Genomic DNA, 19,643 nt, shown 5'->3' with positions numbered 1-19,643 from the left:
GGGTTCAGTTCCTCCTGTGCGCGGGTGGCGCGTGCCGCGTCAGGCGATGTCCCGACCGGGAAACCTGGCTCGGCAATTCATGCGCCACGAGCAACGCCAGCTCGGCCGCCGCGGCAATCAGTCCGTCGAGGTCCATGCCCGTCTCGTAGCCCATGCACTGCAGCATGTGGACCACGTCTTCCGTCGCGACATTGCCGGTCGCGCCCGGCGCGTAGGGGCAGCCTCCGATGCCGCCGAGCGACATGTCGAGCCGGCGAATGCCCGCTTCGACGGCCGCCACCGTGTTCGCGAGACCCATGCCGCGCGTGTTGTGGAAATGAGCGGTCCAGTCCAGCGCCGGCCAGTCCGCGACGACCCGCTCGCACAGCGCCTGCACCTGGGTCGGATAGGCCATGCCGGTGGTGTCGCACAGCGTCACGCCCTGCACGCCGAGCGCGGCAAAGCGATCGATCCACCCGAGCACCGAAGGCACCGGCACATCGCCTTCCATCGGACAGCCGAACGCGCAGGAGAGCGACACGTTCAGCGGCACGCCGGCCTGCTTCGCCAGCGCGACCACGTCGGCCAGTTGCGCGAACGACTGCTCCCGCGTCATGCGCAGGTTCGACAAATTGTGCGTCTCGCTCACCGACATCACGATGTTGAACTCGTCGATGCGGCTTTCCAGCGCCCGCTCCGCGCCGCGCAGATTGGGCACCAGCGCGGTGTAGACCACGCCGGGCCTGCGGGCGATGCGGTGCATCACCTCCTCGCCGTCGCGCAGCGCCGGGATCGCTTTCGCCGAGGTGAACGAGGTCACTTCGATCTTCGCGTAGCCCAGCCCGCCCAGCCGGTCGATCAGCGCGACCTTGTCGTCGGTGGGAATGAAGCGGCTTTCCATCTGGAAGCCGTCACGCGTGGCCACCTCGTTGATGTGCAGCCGGGTGCCGTTGCCGTTTTTCATGCGGCCTCGCTTTCCGCGCGGCGCGCAGGCCAGCCGCCTGAGTGCAAGTCGCCGTTGTGCTCGCCCAGGCGCGGCGCGGGATGCGCGATGCGCCCCGGCGTCGCGCTGAGCTTGGGCACCACGCCGGGCACCTTCAGCGTGCCGCCGCCGGATGTTGCCGACTCGACGATCATCCCGCGCGCCAGGTACTGCGGGTCGCTCGCGATGTCGGCCACGGTGTAGATGCGGCCGACCGGCACGCCGGCTGCATCGAGCACCGCCAGCACTTCGTCGCGGCTGCGCTGCAGCGTCCACGCCTCGATGGCGGCGTCGATCTCTTCCACCCGCAGGACACGGCCGTCGTTGTGCGCGAGCTGCGGATCGCATTCCAGGTCCGCGCGGCCGATGGCCCGCATCAGCCGCCGGAAAATGCTGTCGCCGTTGCCCGCCACCAGCACATAGTGCCCGTCGCTGCAGCGGTAGGCGTTGGTCGGTGCGATGCCGGGCAACGCACTGCCGGCGCGCTCGCGCACCGCGCCGAAGGCGTCGTACTCCGGCAGCAGGCTTTCCATCACGTTGAACACCGACTCGTACAGCGCCACGTCGATGAACTGCCCCTCCCCGCCGTGCGCCGTGCGGTGGTGCAGCGCCGTGAGCACGCCGATCACGCCGTGCAGCGCCGCCAGCGTGTCGCCCAGCGAGACGCCCACGCGCACCGGCACCCGCCCCGGCTCGCCGCTCAGGTAGCGCAGCCCGCCCATCGATTCGCCGAGCACGCCGAAGCCGGGCTTGTCGCGATACGGCCCGGTCTGCCCGTAGCCGGAGATGCGCAGCATGATGAGCCGCGGATTCAGCGCGTGCAGGCGCTCCCAACCCAGGCCCCAGCCCTCCAGCGTGCCGGGCTTGAAGTTCTCGATCAGCACGTCGGCCTCGCAAGCCAGTGCGCGCACCGCGTCCTGTCCTTCGGCGCTGCGCAGGTCGAGGCACACCGAGCGCTTGTTGCGCGATTGCACCTCCCACCAGACCGAGCCGCCGTCGCGCAGCAGCCGCCACTTGCGCAGCGGATCGCCGGTGCCTTCGGGTTCGACCTTGATCACGTCGGCGCCGAACTCCGCCAGCGTCTTGCCGGCAAAGGGACCGGCAATCAGCTGGCCGAGCTCCAGCACCTTCAGGCCTTCGAGTGCATTCATGTCCGCGTCTGTCTCCATGTTGGGTTGGCCCAACTCTAGGAACAGATCGCGCCGAGCGGAATTGCCGTGATGGCAGCAGGTCTTCGCGAAACGCGAAGGCCCGGTTTCTGCTTCTCTAGAATCCGCCGATGGCCACTCCCATCAATCCCGCGCGCGTCGACTTCGTCACGCTGCGGTTGTTCTGCGCGGTGGCGCAGTCGGGCAGCATCACCAAGGGTGCGGAGGCATGCCACCTCGCATTGTCCGCGGCAAGCCGCAGGCTTTCAGATTTCGAAGCGGCCACCGGCTCGAAACTGCTCGAACGCAGCGCGCAAGGCATTTCGCTCACGCCCGCAGGCCATGTGGCGATGCAGCATGCGATGCGCCTGTTCCAGGGTTTCGAGCAGTTCAGCAACGAGCTCAACGACTACTCCAGCGGCGTGCGCGGCCATGTGCGGATGTGGGCCAACATGTCGGCGCTCACCGAGTTCCTGCCCACCACGCTCGCGACATTCGTTGCGCAGCACCCCGACATCCGCATCGAGGTCGAGGAGCAGCTCAGCGGCGACATCGTGCGCGCGCTGGTCGACGGCTTGGCGGACGTCGGCGTGTTCGCCGAGAACACGCCCGCCTACGGCCTCGACGTCGCCCCCTTCCAGACCGACGAGCTGGTGGTGCTGTGCGCCAGGCAGCATCCGCTGGCACGCACGCGAGCCCGGCAGGTCGACTTCAAGACCTGCCTCGCGCACGAATTCGTCGGGCTGAACCGCAGCAGCTCGCTGCTGGAACTCACGTCGCGCGCGGCCGAGCAGGCCGGCATTCCGATGCGGCTGCGCGTGCAGGTGCGCAGCTTCGACGCCATGTGCCACATGATCGCGGCCAACCTCGGCATCGGCGTGGTGCCGCTCGCGGCATGCAAGGCCCAGGTGGCGGCGCTCGACTTGAAGGTGGTGCGGCTGCGCGACGCATGGGCCACGCGGCGGCTGCTGATGGCGACGAAGGCGGGGGCAACGTTGTCGCCGGCGACGCAACTGCTGGTGAAGCAGTTGTTCGCCTCGTCGAACTAGCAGCGGACTTCAGTCCGCCGCCGCCCTACCGGACCCGCTTCGCCTCCTCGGCCTCTAGCACGGCCCACTCCTCGTCCGTGAAGAGCCGCGAGCGCGTCAGGAAGCGCACGCCCTCCGGCCCCTCCAGCGAGAACATGCCGCCGCGCCCCGGCACCACGTCGATGATCAGCTGCGTGTGCTGCCAGTACTCGAACTGCGGCCCGCTGATGTAGAACGGCATGCCGCCGATGTGCCCCAGCAGGCGGTCGTAGTCGCCGACGATGAACTCGCCCTGGGCGTAGCACATCGGCGCGCTGCCGTCGCAGCAGCCGCCCGACTGGTGGAACATCAGCGGGCCGTGCCTGGCGGCGAGCCTGTCGATCAACGCGAGCGCGGCATCGCTCGCGGTGACGCGCAGGACATCGCCGGCCATCAGAAGAAGCCCAGCTTGTTCTCGCTGTAGCTCACCAGCAGGTTCTTGGTCTGCTGGTAGTGGTCGAGCATCATCTTGTGGTTCTCGCGCCCGATGCCCGACTGCTTGTAGCCGCCGAAGGCCGCATGCGCCGGATAGTGGTGGTAGCAGTTGGTCCACACGCGGCCCGCCTGGATGCCCTTGCCCATGCGGAAGGCGCGGTTCATGTCGCGGCTCCACACGCCGGCGCCCAGGCCGTAGAGCGTGTCGTTGGCAATGGAGAGCGCTTCTTCCTCGTCCTTGAAGGTCGTCACCGACACCACGGGGCCGAATATTTCTTCCTGGAAGATGCGCATCTTGTTGTGGCCCTTGAACACGGTCGGCTTCACGTAGTAGCCGTCGGCCAGGTCGCCTTCGAGCCTGGCGCGCTCGCCGCCGATCAGCACCTCGGCACCTTCCTGCCTGCCGATGTCCAGGTACGACAGGATCTTCTCGAGCTGCTCGCTCGAGGCCTGCGCGCCGATCATCGTGCCCATGTCGAGCGGGCTGCCCTGCTTGATGGCCGCCACGCGCTTGAGCGCACGCTCCATGAAGCGGTCGTAGATCGACTCCTGGATCAATGCACGCGACGGGCAGGTGCAGACCTCGCCCTGGTTCAGCGCGAACATCGCGAAGCCTTCGAGCGCCTTGTCGAAGAAGCTGTCGTCGCGGTCCATCACGTCGGCGAAGAAGATGTTGGGCGACTTGCCGCCCAGCTCCAGCGTGATGGGAATCAGGTTCTGGCTCGCGTATTGCGAGATCAGCCGGCCGGTGGTCGTCTCGCCGGTGAAGGCGATCTTGCCGATGCGGTTGCTCGACGCCAGCGGCTTGCCCGCCTCCACGCCGAAGCCGTTCACCACGTTCAGCACGCCCGGCGGCAGCAGGTCGCCGATGATCTCCATCAGCACCAGGATCGAGACCGGCGTCTGCTCGGCCGGCTTCAGCACCACGCAGTTGCCGGCCGCCAGCGCGGGTGCCAGCTTCCACACCGCCATCAGGATCGGGAAGTTCCACGGAATGATCTGGCCGACCACGCCGATGGGCTCGTGGAAGTGGTACGCGAAGGTTTCATGGTCGATCTCGCTGATGCCGCCCTCCTGCGCGCGGATGCACGACGCGAAGTAGCGGAAGTGGTCGACCGCCAGCGGCAGGTCGGCCGCCATGGTCTCGCGAATCGGCTTGCCGTTGTCCCAGGTCTCGGCGGCCGCGAGCACGGGCAGGTTTTCCTGCATGCGGTCGGCGATCCTGTTCAGGATGTTGGCGCGCTCGGTGGTCGAGGTGCGGCCCCAGGCGGCCTTGGCCTTGTGCGCGGCGTCGAGCGCGCGGTCGATGTCCGCCGCCGTGGAACGCGGCACTTCGCAGAAGACCTTGCCGGTGACGGGCGTGATGTTGTCGAAGTACTGGTTCTCCAGCGGCGACACCCATTCGCCGCCGATGTAGTTGCCGTAGCGCTTCTTGAACGGAACCGCGGTACCGAATTTGCCTGGTTCGAGCATGTCCATGAGTTGTCTCCATTTGCTGCTGTTGGCGCCGCGACATGCGGCGACCCGCACGGACATCCGCAAGCCACGTACCCGCGCGGATCGGGACATTCCCTGAGTGCCTCCCCGCTGGCAGCCGCACTTCGCAGCGGGTTTTCATTCGCAATCTGCGACATGTTCCTGCGAACACAGCGACTAGGATGTCGCACAAGGCGAACAGACCGCGAACGGCAGACAACCGGAGACACGCATGAGCGAAGCGCAGTGGCCATCGGTCCGGGTCGAACAGGCCCGGGACCTGTTCTTCGTGCAGGGCCGCGACCCCGCCCCGTGGATCGCGCCGCACATCTCGCGCTCGTGGCAGCGCAGCCGTCCGGTCGACCACCAGCACATCGACCCGGCCCCCATGGCGCTGGCCCTGCTGGGCGAGCGGCGCGAGCAGTCGATGCGGCTGCTGGACTGTGCACAGCCCGAACTCGACGGGCTGGCCGAGCATGCGATAGGCAATGGCTGCGTGGTGATCCTGTCGGACGCCACCGGGCTGATTCTGGAGGAGATCGGCAGCCCCGACTTCCTGCCCAAGGCCGAGCGCATCGCGCTGCAGCCCGGCGTGGAATGGTCGGAACACAACCGCGGCACCAACGCCATCGGCACCGCGCTGGCGGAACGCGAGGCGCTGATGGTGCTGGGCGGCGAGCACTACCTGGCGCAGAACGGCGCGCTGGGCTGCGCGGCCGCCCCCATATTCACCGGCCGGGGGGAGCTGGCCGGCGCGCTCGACATCTCGGGCGAGACGGTGCGCGTGAACACGCACGCGCTGGGCCTGGTGCGCATGGCCGCGCAGCAGGTGGAGCACCGCATGCTGCTGGCCGAGGCGCAGGGCCATGTGCTGCGCTTCCATGCGCGGCCGGCGCTGATCGGCACCGCGCGCGAGGGGCTGATCGTGATCGAGGGCGGACGCATCGCTGCGGCCAACCGCGTGGCGCTGGAACTGTTCGGCCGCTCATGGGACGGCCTGCTCGACCTGGAGGCCAGGGACTTCCTCGGCCCGAACTGGCCGCGCATGGAGCACCGGCGCAGCCTGCTGACGCTGCCCGGCGGGCGGCAGATCGCCACCGTGATGGAGCGCTCCAGCACGCAGGGCGGCGCGCGGCCGGCGGCACGGCGCGCCGACGCGCCCCAGGCGGCTGACGACGTGCTGCCGCTGCTCGACAAGGCCGTGCGCGTGCTCAACGAAGGCGTGTCGGTGCTGGTCAATGGCGAGACCGGCAGCGGCAAGGAAGTGTTCTCGCGGCGCCTGCACGCCGCGAGCCGCCGCGCGGGCGGCCCGTTCGTGGCGGTCGACTGCGCCTCGCTGCCCGAGACGCTGATCGAGTCGGAGCTGTTCGGCTACGACGAAGGCGCCTTCACCGGCGCCCGGCGCAAGGGCATGGCGGGCCGCATCCGCGAGGCGAACGGCGGCGTGCTGTTCCTCGACGAGATCGCGGAGATTCCGCTCGCGCTGCAGACCCGGCTGCTGCGGGTGCTGGAAGAACGCGTGGTCACGCCGCTGGGTGGCGGCCAGGGCGTGTCGGTGGACTTCGACCTGGTCTGCGCCACCCACGGCGACCTGCCGGCGCTGGTGCAGGCCGGCCGCTTCCGGGCCGACCTGATGTACCGCGTGGCCGGTTTCACCGTCGCGTTGCCGCCGCTGAGCCGGCGCGCCGACCGGCACGCGCTGATCGCGCGGCTGTTCCTCGAATCGGGCGGCGCCGACAAGCACCTGCGGCTGGAGAGCGATGCGCTCGAAGCGCTGGCCGCCTACCGCTGGCCGGGCAACGTGCGCGAGCTGCGCAGCACGCTGCGCGCGGTGGTCGCGCTGGCCGACCCGGGCGATTCGGTGACGGCCGCCGCCCTGCCCGCCCACCTGTTCGGCACGCCCGCCGCGCCGCCGCCGGATGCAGCCACCGAAGCCGCCCCGGCACCGCAGGCCGGCCCGCTGCTGGACATCACCCGCCACGCCATCGACGAAGCGCTCAGGGCCTGCGACCACGACGTGTCCAGGGCGGCGCGGCGCCTCGGCGTGCATCGCAGCACGGTCTACCGCCATCTTGCGCGGCAGCGCGGCAAGCCGTCCGCCTGAACAAAAGACTGACTTGCCCATCGATGCCGGAGCGGCCAGACTGGGGTCCGGTCTTTCCTGGGCATTCATGACACACAGCAAACCCGCCAGACGCCTGTCGGCCGTGCCTTCCACCCTGCGGATTCCCCTGGCCGCGCGAGCCTCGGGCGATGCGATGTTTCCGCGGGTGGCCGTGCGCGACGCCTATGCCGCCGGCATCCTCGAGCGGATCCGCGACGACGGCAGCGCGCTGCCCGAAGACCGCGCCACCATCTACGGCATCCTCTCGCGCACGCGCCGCTTCCGCAGCCTCGCGCAGGACTTCCTGAAGGCGCACCCCGGCGCCCGCGTGGTCAACATGGGCTGCGGCCTGAGCCACTACTTCCAGTGGCTGGACGACGACAAGTCGCACATGACCGACGCCGACCTGCCCGAAGTGCTCGAACTGCGCCGCGAACTGATCCCCGAAACCAACCAGCGCCATGACCTGCGCACGCTCGACCTGACCGCGCCCGACTGGTGGGAGCAACTGGGCCTGCCGCGCAAGCGCAACGCGCGGCCGGTGTTCCTGTTCACCGAAGGCGTGCTGATGTATTTGCAGCCCGAGCAGGTGCAGGCGGTGTTCGCGACATTCGGCGAGCGCGCGCCCGCGGGCTCGGTGCTGGCCTTCGATGCCATGTGCTGGCTGGCCGTGGGCCGCGCGAGGCAGCATCCGTCGGTGCGCACCACCGGCGCCGAGTTTCACTGGGGCATCCGCCGCGAGGCCGAGCTGACGCAGTCGCACCCCCGGCTGGCGCTGGACGCGACCTACCGGGTGATGGAAGGCATCGGCCTGCCCTACATGCTGTTCGCGCCGATGGTGATGCTGCTGCTCGGCGTGCCCCTGTATGCGGTGTATGCGCTGAAGGCCACCGATCCCGCCGACAAGACAGGGGGCGCGGATACATAAAAGCACAATTTTCCGGATTCCCGGCCTTGTCCGGCCCGGTTTGCGCGGAATGGCTGACGCGGGGCGGCCGTGTGCCGGGTCAAGCTCGGGGTTGTTCCCGGTCGCGGAAAATGGCCGATTCATTTCCGCCGCTTTCCTTTCTTTTCCCCCAGAGATTCGCAACCCTCAAGAACCACATGCTTGATCGCCGATCCTTCCTTGCCGCCGGTGGCGCCGCCGCCGCACTCGCCGCCCTGGGCCTCCCCACCGAGGCACTTGCCGCCAACGGCCTGCAACTGAGCCAGCCCTCCCCCTTCTCGTTCGACGCCCTGGTCGCGCAGGCCAAGGCGCTCGCCGGCCAGCCCTACGTGGCCGCCGCGCCGCTGGCCCCCGAAGTGCTCGACCGCATCGACTACGACGCGCACGGCAAGATCAAGTTCGACCCCGCCAACGCCCTGTTCCGCGACGGCCCCGGGGCGTTTCCGGTCACCTTCTTCCACCTGGGCCGCTTCTTCCAGGCGCCGGTGCGCATGCACGTGCTCGAAAACGCCGGGGGCGACGCCTTTGCGCGCGAAGTGCTCTACAGCCCCGACTACTTCTCGATGCCGGCCGACAGCCCCGCGCACCAGCTGCCGCCCGGCGCGGGCTTCGCGGGCTTCCGGCTGCAGGAAAGCCGCCTGGGCGACCAGAGCAAGCTCGACTGGCAGAAGAACGACTGGGTCGCCTTCCTCGGCGCTTCGTACTTCCGCGCGATCGGCGAGCTGTACCAGTACGGCCTGTCGGCACGCGGCATCGCGCTGGACGTGGCGGTGCCCGACAAGCCCGAGGAGTTTCCGAACTTCACGCGCTTCTATTTCGAGACGCCGGCCGCCGGCAACACCACATCGATGACGGTGTACGCGCTGCTCGAGGGGCCGAGCGTCACCGGCGTGTTCAAGTTCGTCATGCAGCGCACCAAGGCCGTCATCATGGACATCGACGCGCGCCTCTTCATGCGCCGCGACGTGGCCCGCCTGGGCCTGGTGCCGCTCACCTCGATGTACTGGTACTCGGAAACCAACAAGCCCACCGCCATCGACTGGCGTCCCGAAGTGCACGACTCCGACGGCCTCGCGATCTGGAACGGCGCTGGCGAGCGCATCTGGCGCCCGCTCAACAACCCGACGCAGACGCGCGCCTCGGCCTTCACCGACACCAGGCCGCGCGGCTTCGGCCTGCTGCAGCGCGACCGCGTGTTCGACCACTACCAAGACGGCGTGAACTACGAGAAGCGCCCGAGCCTGTGGATCGAGCCACTGGGCGACTGGGGCGAGGGTTCGGTGCAGCTCATCGAGATACCGACCGACGACGAGATCCACGACAACATCGTCGCCTTCTGGGTGCCCAAGGCCGATGCCAAGGCGGGCGCGAGCTACAGCCTGCAGTACCGCCTGCACTGGACCGACCAGGAACCGTTTCCCTCGCCGCTCGCGCACTGCGTGGCCACGCGCATCGGACGCGGCGGCCAGCCGGGACAGCCGCGCCCGCAGGGCGTGCGCAAGTTCATGGTGGAGTTCATCGGCCAGCCGCTGGCCACCGTGCCCTTCGGCGTGAAGCCCGAGGTGGTGCTGACGGCGCCGCGCGGCAAGTTCAGCTACGTGTTCGCCGAGGCCGTGCCCAACGGCGTGCCGGGCCACTGGCGCGCGCAGTTCGACTACACGCCCGAAGGCAACGAGCCCGTCGACATGCGCATGTACCTGAAGGTCGGCGACCAGACGCTGACCGAGACCTGGCTGTACCAGTACCAGCCCGGCTAGGCGCGGCATGGCGCAGCGCTGACCTGCCGGGGCATTGTTGGCGATAAGGAAACAAACAAGTCCCGCCAGGCCTCTTGGTCCGCGAGGGTGTCGCGCCCAAACTTCCCTGCGTCCACAACACGAACCAAGGAAGAAGGAAATCATGACTCTCAAGCTCGAAGGCAAGATCGCACTCGTCACCGGCGGCACCAGCGGCATCGGCCTGGCCACCGCGCAGCGCTTCGTGGCCGAAGGCGCGCATGTGTTCATCACCGGTCGCCGCAAGGCCGAGCTCGACGCGGCCGTCAAGGCCATCGGCCGCAACGTGACCGGCGTGCTCGGCGACGTGTCGAAGCTCGATGACCTCGACCGCCTCTACGCCGCCATCAAGCAGGAAAAAGGCCGGCTCGACGTGCTTTTCGCCAACGCGGGCGGCGGAAGCCTGCTGCCGCTGGGCCAGATCACGGAGGAACACTTCGACAGCATCTTCAACACCAACGTGCGCGGCCTGCTCTTCACCGTGCAGAAGGCGCTGCCGCTGATGCCCAAGGGCGCGTCGATCGTGCTCAACGCGTCGATCACCAGCATCAAGGGCAACCCGGCCTTCAGCGTGTACAGCGCCACCAAGGCCGCAGTGCGCAGCTTCGCGCGCAGCTGGACGGTGGACCTGAAGGACAAGGGCATCCGCGTGAATGCGGTGAGCCCGGGCGTGGTGCCGACGCCGGCCTACGACCTGCTGGGGCTCGACAAGGAACAGGTGCAGGCCTTCGTCGAGTCGCAGGCCCAGGGCATTCCGCTGGGCCGCGTCGGCACGCCCGACGAGATCGCCAAGGCCGTGGTGTTCCTGGCCTCGGACGACGCCAGCTTCGTGAACGGCGTCGAGCTGTTCGTCGACGGCGGCATGGCGCAGATCTGAGCGACCCGCGCCCGGCGCGAGCGCATCAGCGCTTGCTGACCGACACCAGCTCGACTTCGAAGTTGAGCGTGGCGTTCGGCGGGATCACGCCGCCGGCGCCGCGCGCGCCGTAGGCGATGGACGGCGGGCAGGTCAGCTTGGCCTTGCCGCCGGGCTTCATCTTCTGCACGCCTTCGGTCCAGCAGGGGATCACGCCGTTGAGCGGGAACTCGGTAGGTTCGCCGCGCTTGTAGGAGCTGTCGAATTCCTTGCCGGTGTCGGGGAAGGTGCCGCGGTAGTGCACCTTGACCACGTCGGTGGCCGCGGGCGAAGCGCCGGTGCCTTCCTTGAGCGACTGGTAGATCAGCCCGCTGGGCGTGGTCACGGGCGCGGACTGCGCGAACGCGGCGGGAACGGCAAGGACGGACACGAGAGCGGCACAGAAAAGAGACTTCACGAAACACCTCGGGGATTGAAAGACTCCGATTATGGCCAGCGCGCATGCTGCGCCCGCAAGCCGGTGTATCCGGTGGAACAGCCCTTGCTTTGCAGAATGTGCACTGTCACCATTCACGAAGAGAGGACGCCGCATGAACTCCACCGAAGCCGCGCCGGCAGCGCACGCCGGCACCGGCCATCTCAAGAAGGTACTCGGTCCCCTGCAGCTCTGGGGCATTGCGGTGGGCCTCGTCATCTCCGGTGAGTACTTTGGTTGGAGCTACGGCTGGAACACGGCCGGCACGCTCGGCTTTCTCGTCGCCACGCTGCTGGTGGCGACGATGTACACCACTTTCATCTTCAGCTTCACCGAACTATCGACCGCCATCCCGCACGCGGGCGGCCCCTTCGCGTATGCACGGCGCGCCTTCGGGCCGCACGGCGGTTTCGTCGCGGGCTTCGCGACGCTGATCGAATTCGTCTTCGCGCCGCCGGCCATCGCGCTGGCCATCGGCGCCTACCTCAACGTGCAGTTCCCCGGCATCAACCCGAAGTGGTTCGCGCTGGGCGCGTACGTGATCTTCATCGGCCTCAACTGGATCGGCGTGGGCATCGCGGCGGCGTTCGAGCTGTTCGTCACGGTGCTGGCCATCGTCGAGCTGCTGGTGTTCATGGGGGTCGTCTCGCCGGGCTGGACGCTGGCCAACTTCACCGCCAACGGCTGGGCCGGCGGCAGCGTGCTGAACGGCGCGGCCATCTCGGGCATCTTCGCGTCGATCCCGTTCGCCATCTGGTTCTTCCTGGCCATCGAAGGCGCGGCCATGGCGGCCGAGGAAGCGCGCGACCCGCACCGCACCATTCCCGTCGCCTACACCACGGGCATCGTCACGCTGGTGGTGCTGGCCTTCGGCGTGATGATCTTCGCGGGCGGCGTGGGCGACTGGCGCAAACTCGCCAACATCAACGACCCGCTGCCGCAGGCCATGAAGGCGGTGGTGGGCGACAACAGCGGCTGGCTGCACATGCTGGTGTGGATCGGGCTCTTCGGGCTGATCGCTTCGTTCCACGGAATCATCATGGGCTACTCGCGCCAGATCTTCGCGCTGGCGCGCGCGGGCTACCTGCCGCGCTACTTCGCCGGCCTGAGCCCGCGCTTCGACACGCCGCACCGCGCGCTGCTGGCCGGCGGCGTGATCGGCGTCATTGCCATCTTCAGCGACGAGTGGGTGCAGTTCGGCGGGCAGACGCTCACCGCCAACATCGTGACCATGGCGGTGCTCGGCGCCATCGTGATGTACATGATCTCGATGGCCGCGCTGTTCAAGCTGCGCCGCAGCGAGCCCGGCCTGCGGCGCACCTACCGCGCGCCGTTCTACCCCGTGTTCCCGGCCATCGCGCTCGGGCTCGGCGCGGTGTGCCTGGGCGCGATGGTGTGGTTCAACGGCATGCTCACGCTGCTGTTCGTCGTGCTGATGGCCGCGGCCTACGGCTACTTCCTGCTGACCTCGGCGCAGCGCGATGCGGCGGCGCCCGACGAAATGCTTTCCTCGACCAACAACGCCTGACGACCTCCGACCCAAGACCCATGCGCTACAGCACCACCATCGCCGGCCAGGTCTTCCGCTTCGACGACCTGAAACAGGTCATGGCCTTCGCCAGCCCCGCGCGCTCGGGCGACTACCTCGCGGGCATCGGCGCGGCCACGGCGCAGCAGCGCATGGCCGCGCGCCACGTGCTGGCCGACACGCCGCTGAAGCAGTTCCTGAACGAAGCGCTGATTCCGTACGAGAGCGACAACATCACGCGCCTCATCATCGACGGCCATGACGCGGGCGCCTTCGCGCCGGTGTCGCACCTCACCGTGGGCGACTTCCGCAACTGGCTGCTGTCCGACGCGGCCAATACCGGCACGCTCACCGCACTGGCGCCGGGCCTCACGCCCGAAATGGTGGCGGCCGTGTCCAAGCTCATGCGCAACCAGGACCTGGTGTCGGTCGCCAGGAAGTGCTGCGTGGTCACGCGCTTTCGCGACACCATCGGCCTGCCCGGCCACCTGGCGGTGCGCCTGCAACCCAACCACCCGACCGACGACCTGCGCGGCGTGGCGGCCTCCACGCTCGACGGCCTGCTCTACGGCGCGGGCGACGCGGTGATCGGGCTCAACCCCGCATCCGACAGCATGCCGGTGCTCGGCGATCTGCTGCGCATGCTCGACGAGGTGATCCAGCGCTTCGAGATCCCCACGCAGAGCTGCGTGCTCACCCATGTGACCAACACCCTCAAGCTCGCGGAGGCCGGCGCGCCGGTCGACCTGGTGTTCCAGTCGATCGCCGGCACCGAGAAGGCCAACCTCTCCTTCGGCGTGACGCCCGAACTGCTCGACGAGGCGCATGCGGCGGCGCTGTCGCTCCAGCGCGGCACCGTGGGCGACAACGTCATGTACTTCGAGACCGGCCAGGGCAGCGCGCTGTCGGCCAACGCCAACTTCGGCGTCGACCAGCAGACCTGCGAGGTGCGCGCCTATGCGCTGGCGCGGCGCTACAAGCCGCTGCTCATCAACACCGTCGTCGGCTTCATCGGGCCGGAGTACCTGTACGACGGCAAGCAGATCATCCGCGCCGGCCTCGAGGACCATTTCAGCGGCAAGCTGCTGGGCCTGCCCATCGGCTGCGACATCTGCTACACCAACCACGCCGAGGCCGACCAGGACGACATGGACACGCTGCTCGTGCTGCTGGGCACGGCGGGCATCAACTTCATCATGGGCATCCCGGGTGCGGACGACGTGATGCTCAACTACCAGAGCACCTCTTTCCACGACGCGCTGTTCATGCGCCAGACGCTGGGCCTGAAGCGCGCACCCGAGTTCGAGGCCTGGCTGCAGCGCATGCAGATCACCGATACCGCCGGCCGGCTCGCGCCGCCCTCCTCCAACCGGCTGCTGGCCGACATGAGCGGCCTCGCCGCATTGGCACGATGAGCGACTCGCCTGTCACCCCCAACCCGTGGGCGCAATGGCGCTCCGCCACGCCCGCGCGGCTGGCCCTGGGCCGTGCCGGCGCCGGCATGCCGACCGACGAGACGCTGCGCTTCGGCTGGGCGCATGCGATGGCGCGCGATGCCATTCACGCCGCGCTCGACGTCGACGCGCTCGACAGCCAGCTGCGCAGCCAGCACTGGGAAGTGGCCCGCGCGCGCAGCCGCGCGGCGGACCGCACCGCCTACCTGCGCCGCCCCGACCTGGGCCGCCAGCTCGACGAGGACGACGCCACGCGCCTGCGCGGCGAGCGGCGCTACGGCTGCGATGTCTGCATCGTGATCGGCGACGGCCTTTCCTCGCTCGCGGTCGCGCGCCATGCGGTGCCGCTGCTCGCGGCGTTGCGCGCGCAGCTGCCGCCGCACACGCGCTTCTCGCCCGTGGTGATCGCCACGCAGGCGCGCGTCGCGCTGGCCGATGAAGTGGGCGAGCTGTTCGGCGCGGCGCTCTCGGTCATGCTGATCGGCGAAAGGCCGGGCCTGAGTTCGCCCGACAGCCTCGGCATCTACCTGACCCATTCGCCCCGGCGCGGCCGGCACGACGCCGAGCGCAACTGCATCTCGAACGTGCGGCCGGAGGGCCTGGCCTACGAGCCGGCCGCGTTCAGGCTCGCATGGCTGATGCGCGAGTCGTTGCGGCGCGGGCTGACGGGCGTCGAGCTGAAGGACGAGAGCGATCTCGTTGCGCTCAGGTAGGCCAGCGCGCCCCGCCCGTTCACTTCTGCTGCTGCGCGCTCGTCGTGGCGGTAGCCACGGGCTTGATCGAATCGCGCACCTTGGCCACCTGGGCCGCCGTGACGGCGTCGCCCTGGTTGCCCCAGCTCGACCGCGCGAAGCTCAGCACGCTGGCCACGTCGGCGTCGCTCAGGCGCCAGCCGAAATCGGGCATGGCGATGGGCGACGGCGCCTGGGCGGTGCTGGGCATGGCCGAGCCTGCGAGCACGAGGCGGATCAGCGAAGTCGGGTCCTTGGCGTTCACCACGCTGTTGCCGGCCAGCGCCGGGAAGGTCTTGTCCGCGCCGGTGCCGTCGGAGCGATGGCAGGCATTGCAGTTGTTGAGATAGACCATCGCGCCGCTGTTGCCCTCGACCGTGCCGTTGCGCAGCGCAAGCGCGGTCGGGTGCTGGGGAGCCGCCGCCACCAGGGACGCGGGCGACGGCGCATTCTGCGCACTGCCTTCCGATCCCAGCGACTGCAGATAGGTGGCCACCGCCTGCAGGTCTTGCGTCGACAGGTGCTGCGTGCTGTTCTGCACCACGTCGACCATGGCGCCGAACGCCGCCGTGTGGCTGGTGCGGCCGGTCTGCAGGTATTGCACGATGTCTTGCGCCGGCCATTGCGCCATGGTCGGGCGGCCGGTGTGGCGCAGCGGCTGCGCATACCAGCCGTCGATGACCGCGCCGGACAGGAACAGCTCGCCCTTGCCGTCGCTAGCCGCCTTCACGCCGCCCAGCATGCTGCGCGGTGTGTGGCAGTCGCCGCAGTGGCCCAGGCCCTGCACCAGGTAGGCGCCGCGGTTCCATTCGGCGCTGCGCGCGGTGTCGGGCTGGTAGACGCCCTTGTCGAGGTAGATCCAGTTCCACGCGACCATGAGCCCGCGCATGCTGAAGGGCCACGGCAGGTCGGTGGCCGGCGGCTTCTGCGCCACGGGCTGCACGCCGTTGCGGAAGAAGGTGAAGAGCGCGTGCATGTCCTCGTCGTTCACGCGTGCGAACGACGGGTACGGCATGGCCGGGTACAGGTGATGTCCGTCCTTGGCGACGCCTTCGCGCAGCGCGCGGGCGAACTCGGCCTCGGTGTAGGCACCGATGCCGGCCCCGGGGTCGGGCGTGATGTTGGTCGAGACGATGGTGCCGAACGGCGTCTTCATCGGCAGGCCGCCGCCGAAGGCCGGCTTGCCGGGCGCGGTGTGGCAGCTCACGCAATCGCCGGCGCGCGCGAGGTAGCGGCCGCGCTCCAGCACGGGGTCGGACGATGCGGGCGCGGCAGCTGCCGGTGCGGCCACGCCGGCCACCGGCGGCGCCTCCGCCTTCTGCGCCACGGCCCAGGCCCCGGCGCACAACAGGGCCACGGCCGCCACCACGCCGACAGATACTCGGCGCGCGTTCATGCCAGCGCTCCCGGGTTCTTCAGGTACTGCTCGCGGATCGCCTTGGCAGCCCAGTAGGCCAGCGCCCCCACCATGCCGGTCGGGTTGTAGCCGAAGTTCTGCGGAAAGGCGCTGGCGCCCATCACGAACACATTGGGCACGTCCCACACCTGCAGGAAGCGGTTGACCGCGCTGGTCGTCGGGTCGGTGCCCATCGGCGCGCCGCCGGTGTTGTGGGTCGACTGGTAGTAGCGCACGTCGTAGTGCGCGCCTGCCTTCTGGAAGTTCAGCTTCATCTGCTTCGGCCCCATGGCCTTGGCGATCTGCTCGACCTTGGTGCCGATGAACTGCGTCATCGCGAGGTCGTTGGCCTTCCAGTCGAAGGTCATGCGCAAGAGCGGCTGGCCGTGCACGTCCTTGTAGGTCGGGTCGAGGTCGAGGTAGTTGTCGCGGTAGGCCATCACGGAGCCCTGGCTGCCCACGCTGGCCTGGTAGAGGTAGTTTTCCTTGGCTGCCTTCTTCCAGCCCGCGCCCCAGCTGGGCGCGCCGGGCGGCAGGCTCAGCTGCTGGATCGGCCGGCCGCCGGTGTTGATGCAGTTGATGCTCGCGCCCCCCACGAAGCCGAGCGGGCCGTGGTCGAAGTTGTCGCCGTCGAAGTCGTCGATCACGCTGCCGCTGGCACCCGCGCCGACAAAGGGGTTCATCGGCTGGTCCTTGTCGAAGAACAGGCTCGCGCCGCCGTTGAGCTGGTAGGCGTAGTTGCGCCCCACCACGCCCTCGCCGGTGGCGGGGTCGTACTTCTTGCCGATGTTCGACAGCAGCAGCAGGCGCACGTTGTGGAACTGGTAGGCGCACAGCACGACCAGGTCGGCCGGCTGCTCGACCTCGTTGCCCTGCGCGTCGACGTAGGTCACGCCGGTGGCGCGCTTGCCGTCGGGAGACATGTTCACGCGCAGCACGTGCGAGCGGGTGCGCAGCTCGAAGTTGGGGCGCTTCATCAGCACCGGCAGCAGCGTGGTCTGCGGCGATGCCTTCGAATACATGTAGCAGCCGTAGCGCTCGCAGAAGCCGCAGAAGTTGCACGGCCCGAGCTGCGCGCCGTGCGGGTTGGTGTAGGCACGCGAGGCATTGGCGGCCGCTTGCGGAAAGGGGTGGTAGCCGAGCTCGCGCGCGGCTTTCTCGAACAGCCTGGCGCTGTTGACGGAGGCCAGCGGCGACAGCGGGAATTCGTTGGCGCGCGCGCCTTCGAAGGGGTTGCCGCCGGGCTGGATCTTGCCGCCGATGTTGCCGGCCTTGCCGGAGGTGCCGCAGATCTTCTCGAACTGGTCGAAGTGCGGTTCCAGTTCTTCATAGCTCACGCCGAAGTCCTGGATGGTCATGCCCTCGGGAATGAATTTCTTGCCGTAGCGCTCTTCGTAATTGCTGCGGATGCGCAGGTCGCTGGGCAGCGGCCGCCAGTGGTGGCCGTTCCAGTGCACGCCCGCGCCGCCCACGCCGTCGCCGGGCAGGAAGGACGCGAGCTGCCGGTACGGCACCGCCACGTCGGCCGGCGTGTGGCGGATGGTCACGGTCTCGCGCGAGAGGTTCTGGAACAGCTTGCCGCGGATGCCGTAGCTCAGCTCGTCGGTGATGCGCGGGTAGGCGAAGTCGGGCTGCGTGTCGCGGTTCTCGCCGCGCTCCAGCGCCAGCACCTTCAGGCCGGCTGCGGTGAGCTCCATGCCCATGATTGCGCCGGTCCAGCCGAAGCCGACCAGCACCGCGTCCACACTGGGCTTTTTGATGTTTGCCATGGTGTGCCGCTCCCTCAGCCCTGCGGGCCGGCGATGCTCACCGGCGGCAGGTTGTACTTGACGCCGGGCCGGTCGACCCAGTCGGCGTAGTCGGCGCGCGCGCCGGGGAAGCCGATCATCTTCCAGGCGGCGGCGTTCTTGTTGCCGCCGTGGATCGGGTCGCTGAAGTAGCCCTCCTTGGTGTTCTGCAGCAGGAAGCCGAAGAAGTCGGTCGCGCCCACGCCGTCGAGCGCGACGGTGCCGCCCTCCAGGCCCTTGAGCACCTCGTCCTGCTGCGCGGCGTCGAGCTGCGCGAAGGCCTTGCCGGAAAACTGCTTGCGGCTGTAGGCGTCCGTGGCCGCGATGCCCGCGCGGTAGACCTCGCGCGGCGGCATCTTCTTCTGGTAGCCGAAGAGCGGCGACACATCGACGAACGGGCCCTGCATGTACCAGGTGGCGGCATGGCCGAAGGCGCCTTCCATCTGGCGGTCGATGAACTCGGGCACGCCGGCCTCGATGGCGCCGGGGCCGGTGTCGTCGGAAGGAATCAGCCTGGCCACCGCCGCCTGCACGAAGGCCCATTCGGCGGCGTTGAAGTAGACCGGGGTGTAGGGAGCGCCGGGCGTGGCCGCTGCTGCGGGGCCGGGTGCCGGGGCCGATGGTGCGGGCTGTGCCAGTGTCACGCCGGTGATGCCGCCGGCACTGAAGGCCGTTGCGGCCGGCACGATGGCAATGGACCGGCGCAGGAAGCCACGCCGGTCGGGATACGACTCGTCTTTCATCGCGTTATGTGCGGCACTCGCCGCGTGTTGTTGTGCGAACCTTCATCATGGCGGCGGCTGGCGCCCCGCCATGTAGGAAAGCTGCTTGCCTATGATGGAACAGGCGCGGCGCCTTTCAGAGCGCTTTCAAGAAGGCACTGCCAACCGACGACCACAACGGAGACGACATGACCACGACCAACCGCTACCCGCTCGCCGAACTCAAAGACCTGCCGCAGGACATCCGCGCCGCCATCCTCGCGGTGCAGGAAAAAGCCGGCTTCGTGCCCAACGTGTTTCTTGCCCTTGCGCGCCGTCCGGCCGAGTGGCGCGCCTTCTTCGCGTACCACGACGCGCTGATGCTCAAGGAAGAAGGCTCGCTCACCAAGGGCGACCGCGAGATGATCGTCACCGCCACCAGCGCGGCCAACCAATGCCTCTACTGCGTGGTGGCGCACGGCGCGCTGCTGCGCATCTACGAGAAGAAGCCGCTGGTGGCCGACCAGGTGGCGGTGAACTACCGCAAGGCCGACATCACGCCGCGCCAGCGTGCGATGCTCGACTTTGCGATGAAGGTCTGCGACCGCTCGCACGAGATCGACGACAGCGACTTCCCGCCGCTGCATGCCCACGGCTTCGACGACGAGGACATCTGGGACATCGCGGCCATCACCGCCTTCTTCGGGCTGAGCAACCGCATGGCCAGCTTCAGCGGCATGCAGCCGAACAACGAGTTCTTCCTCATGGGGCGCGTGCCCCGCGAGAAGAGGTAGGAGCTGTGT

At 68.7% G+C, this 19,643-nt stretch carries 17 protein-coding genes; 9 read left to right on the top strand and 8 right to left on the bottom strand.

From position 1 onward, the window contains the following. Positions 1-4 precede the first annotated feature (4 nt). Both C4F17_RS01945 and C4F17_RS01940 read right to left on the bottom strand, forming a co-directional pair. Complete coding sequence (locus C4F17_RS01945) at positions 5-943, bottom strand: hydroxymethylglutaryl-CoA lyase (protein WP_106934086.1); 939 nt, start codon at positions 941-943, stop codon at positions 5-7. After that, positions 940-2,112 (bottom strand): CaiB/BaiF CoA transferase family protein, encoded by a 1,173-nt coding sequence (locus C4F17_RS01940; RefSeq protein WP_106937409.1) that lies wholly within the window; start codon positions 2,110-2,112, stop codon positions 940-942. The genes C4F17_RS01945 and C4F17_RS01940 overlap by 4 nt, the downstream gene beginning before the upstream one ends. Before the next feature lie 128 nt (positions 2,113-2,240). On the opposite strand from C4F17_RS01940, the gene C4F17_RS01935 reads away from it, so the two are divergent. Continuing rightward, positions 2,241-3,158 (top strand): LysR family transcriptional regulator, encoded by a 918-nt coding sequence (locus tag C4F17_RS01935; protein ID WP_106934085.1) that lies wholly within the window; start codon positions 2,241-2,243, stop codon positions 3,156-3,158. A 25-nt stretch (positions 3,159-3,183) separates the two neighbouring features. Here C4F17_RS01935 and C4F17_RS01930 read toward each other — a convergent pair whose 3' ends face one another. Together C4F17_RS01930 and adh are read right to left on the bottom strand one after the other, a co-directional pair. After that, entirely contained in the window at positions 3,184-3,570 is a 387-nt protein-coding gene (locus tag C4F17_RS01930) for a DUF779 domain-containing protein (protein ID WP_081267098.1), read from the bottom strand. Then, a complete protein-coding gene (adh, locus tag C4F17_RS01925; protein WP_106934084.1) occupies positions 3,570-5,090 on the bottom strand; it encodes an aldehyde dehydrogenase in 1,521 nt (506 codons plus the stop codon). The genes C4F17_RS01930 and adh overlap by 1 nt, the downstream gene beginning before the upstream one ends. A gap of 229 nt (positions 5,091-5,319) precedes the next feature. Between adh and C4F17_RS01920 the strand changes: the two genes are divergently transcribed. From C4F17_RS01920 to C4F17_RS01905, 4 genes are all read left to right on the top strand, one after another. Continuing rightward, positions 5,320-7,191, top strand: coding sequence for a sigma-54-dependent Fis family transcriptional regulator (locus tag C4F17_RS01920; protein ID WP_081267096.1), 1,872 nt, complete (start codon positions 5,320-5,322; stop codon positions 7,189-7,191). A gap of 67 nt (positions 7,192-7,258) precedes the next feature. Next, positions 7,259-8,119, top strand: a complete 861-nt coding sequence (locus C4F17_RS01915; protein ID WP_199851907.1) for a class I SAM-dependent methyltransferase — start codon at positions 7,259-7,261, stop codon at positions 8,117-8,119. A gap of 176 nt (positions 8,120-8,295) precedes the next feature. After that, a complete protein-coding gene (locus C4F17_RS01910) occupies positions 8,296-9,894 on the top strand; it encodes a glucan biosynthesis protein (RefSeq protein ID WP_106934083.1) in 1,599 nt (532 codons plus the stop codon). A gap of 142 nt (positions 9,895-10,036) precedes the next feature. Beyond that, entirely contained in the window at positions 10,037-10,789 is a 753-nt protein-coding gene (locus C4F17_RS01905; protein ID WP_081267094.1) for a glucose 1-dehydrogenase, read from the top strand. A gap of 25 nt (positions 10,790-10,814) precedes the next feature. Here C4F17_RS01905 and C4F17_RS01900 read toward each other — a convergent pair whose 3' ends face one another. Continuing rightward, positions 10,815-11,225 (bottom strand): FKBP-type peptidyl-prolyl cis-trans isomerase, encoded by a 411-nt coding sequence (locus C4F17_RS01900; RefSeq protein WP_106934082.1) that lies wholly within the window; start codon positions 11,223-11,225, stop codon positions 10,815-10,817. A gap of 133 nt (positions 11,226-11,358) precedes the next feature. Between C4F17_RS01900 and eat the strand changes: the two genes are divergently transcribed. The 3 genes from eat to eutC are packed head-to-tail and all read left to right on the top strand — an operon-like array spanning position 11,359 to position 14,938. Further along, positions 11,359-12,771, top strand: a complete 1,413-nt coding sequence (gene eat, locus C4F17_RS01895; protein ID WP_106934081.1) for an ethanolamine permease — start codon at positions 11,359-11,361, stop codon at positions 12,769-12,771. A gap of 20 nt (positions 12,772-12,791) precedes the next feature. Continuing rightward, positions 12,792-14,186: an ethanolamine ammonia-lyase subunit EutB gene (locus C4F17_RS01890; RefSeq protein ID WP_106934080.1), complete on the top strand. Its 1,395-nt coding sequence runs from the start codon at positions 12,792-12,794 to the stop codon at positions 14,184-14,186. Beyond that, entirely contained in the window at positions 14,183-14,938 is a 756-nt protein-coding gene (gene eutC, locus C4F17_RS01885; protein ID WP_081267090.1) for an ethanolamine ammonia-lyase subunit EutC, read from the top strand. Before C4F17_RS01890 ends, eutC begins: the two co-directional genes overlap by 4 nt. A 19-nt stretch (positions 14,939-14,957) precedes the next feature. On the opposite strand, the gene C4F17_RS01880 is transcribed toward eutC, so the two are convergent. The 3 genes from C4F17_RS01880 to C4F17_RS01870 are packed head-to-tail and all read right to left on the bottom strand — an operon-like array spanning position 14,958 to position 18,882. Beyond that, a complete protein-coding gene (locus C4F17_RS01880) occupies positions 14,958-16,352 on the bottom strand; it encodes a c-type cytochrome (RefSeq protein ID WP_081267089.1) in 1,395 nt (464 codons plus the stop codon). After that, positions 16,349-18,121 (bottom strand): GMC family oxidoreductase, encoded by a 1,773-nt coding sequence (locus C4F17_RS01875; protein ID WP_106934079.1) that lies wholly within the window; start codon positions 18,119-18,121, stop codon positions 16,349-16,351. The genes C4F17_RS01880 and C4F17_RS01875 overlap by 4 nt, the downstream gene beginning before the upstream one ends. A gap of 14 nt (positions 18,122-18,135) precedes the next feature. Further along, positions 18,136-18,882 carry a gluconate 2-dehydrogenase subunit 3 family protein gene (locus C4F17_RS01870; protein ID WP_106934078.1) on the bottom strand — a complete coding sequence of 249 codons (747 nt, stop codon included), beginning with the start codon at positions 18,880-18,882 and terminating at the stop codon, positions 18,136-18,138. 167 nt (positions 18,883-19,049) lie between these two features. Here C4F17_RS01870 and C4F17_RS01865 point away from each other — a divergent pair, with 167 nt between their 5' ends. Next, entirely contained in the window at positions 19,050-19,634 is a 585-nt protein-coding gene (locus C4F17_RS01865) for a peroxidase-related enzyme (protein ID WP_106934077.1), read from the top strand. Positions 19,635-19,643: the final 9 nt, after the last annotated feature.

The sequence above is a fragment of the Variovorax sp. PMC12 genome (genome assembly GCF_003019815.1).
In the GTDB taxonomy this organism is placed as follows: Bacteria; Pseudomonadota; Gammaproteobacteria; order Burkholderiales; family Burkholderiaceae_C; genus Variovorax.
The sequence above is the reverse complement of the archived record's forward strand: the minus strand, read 5'-3'. Positions and strand labels throughout refer to the sequence as shown.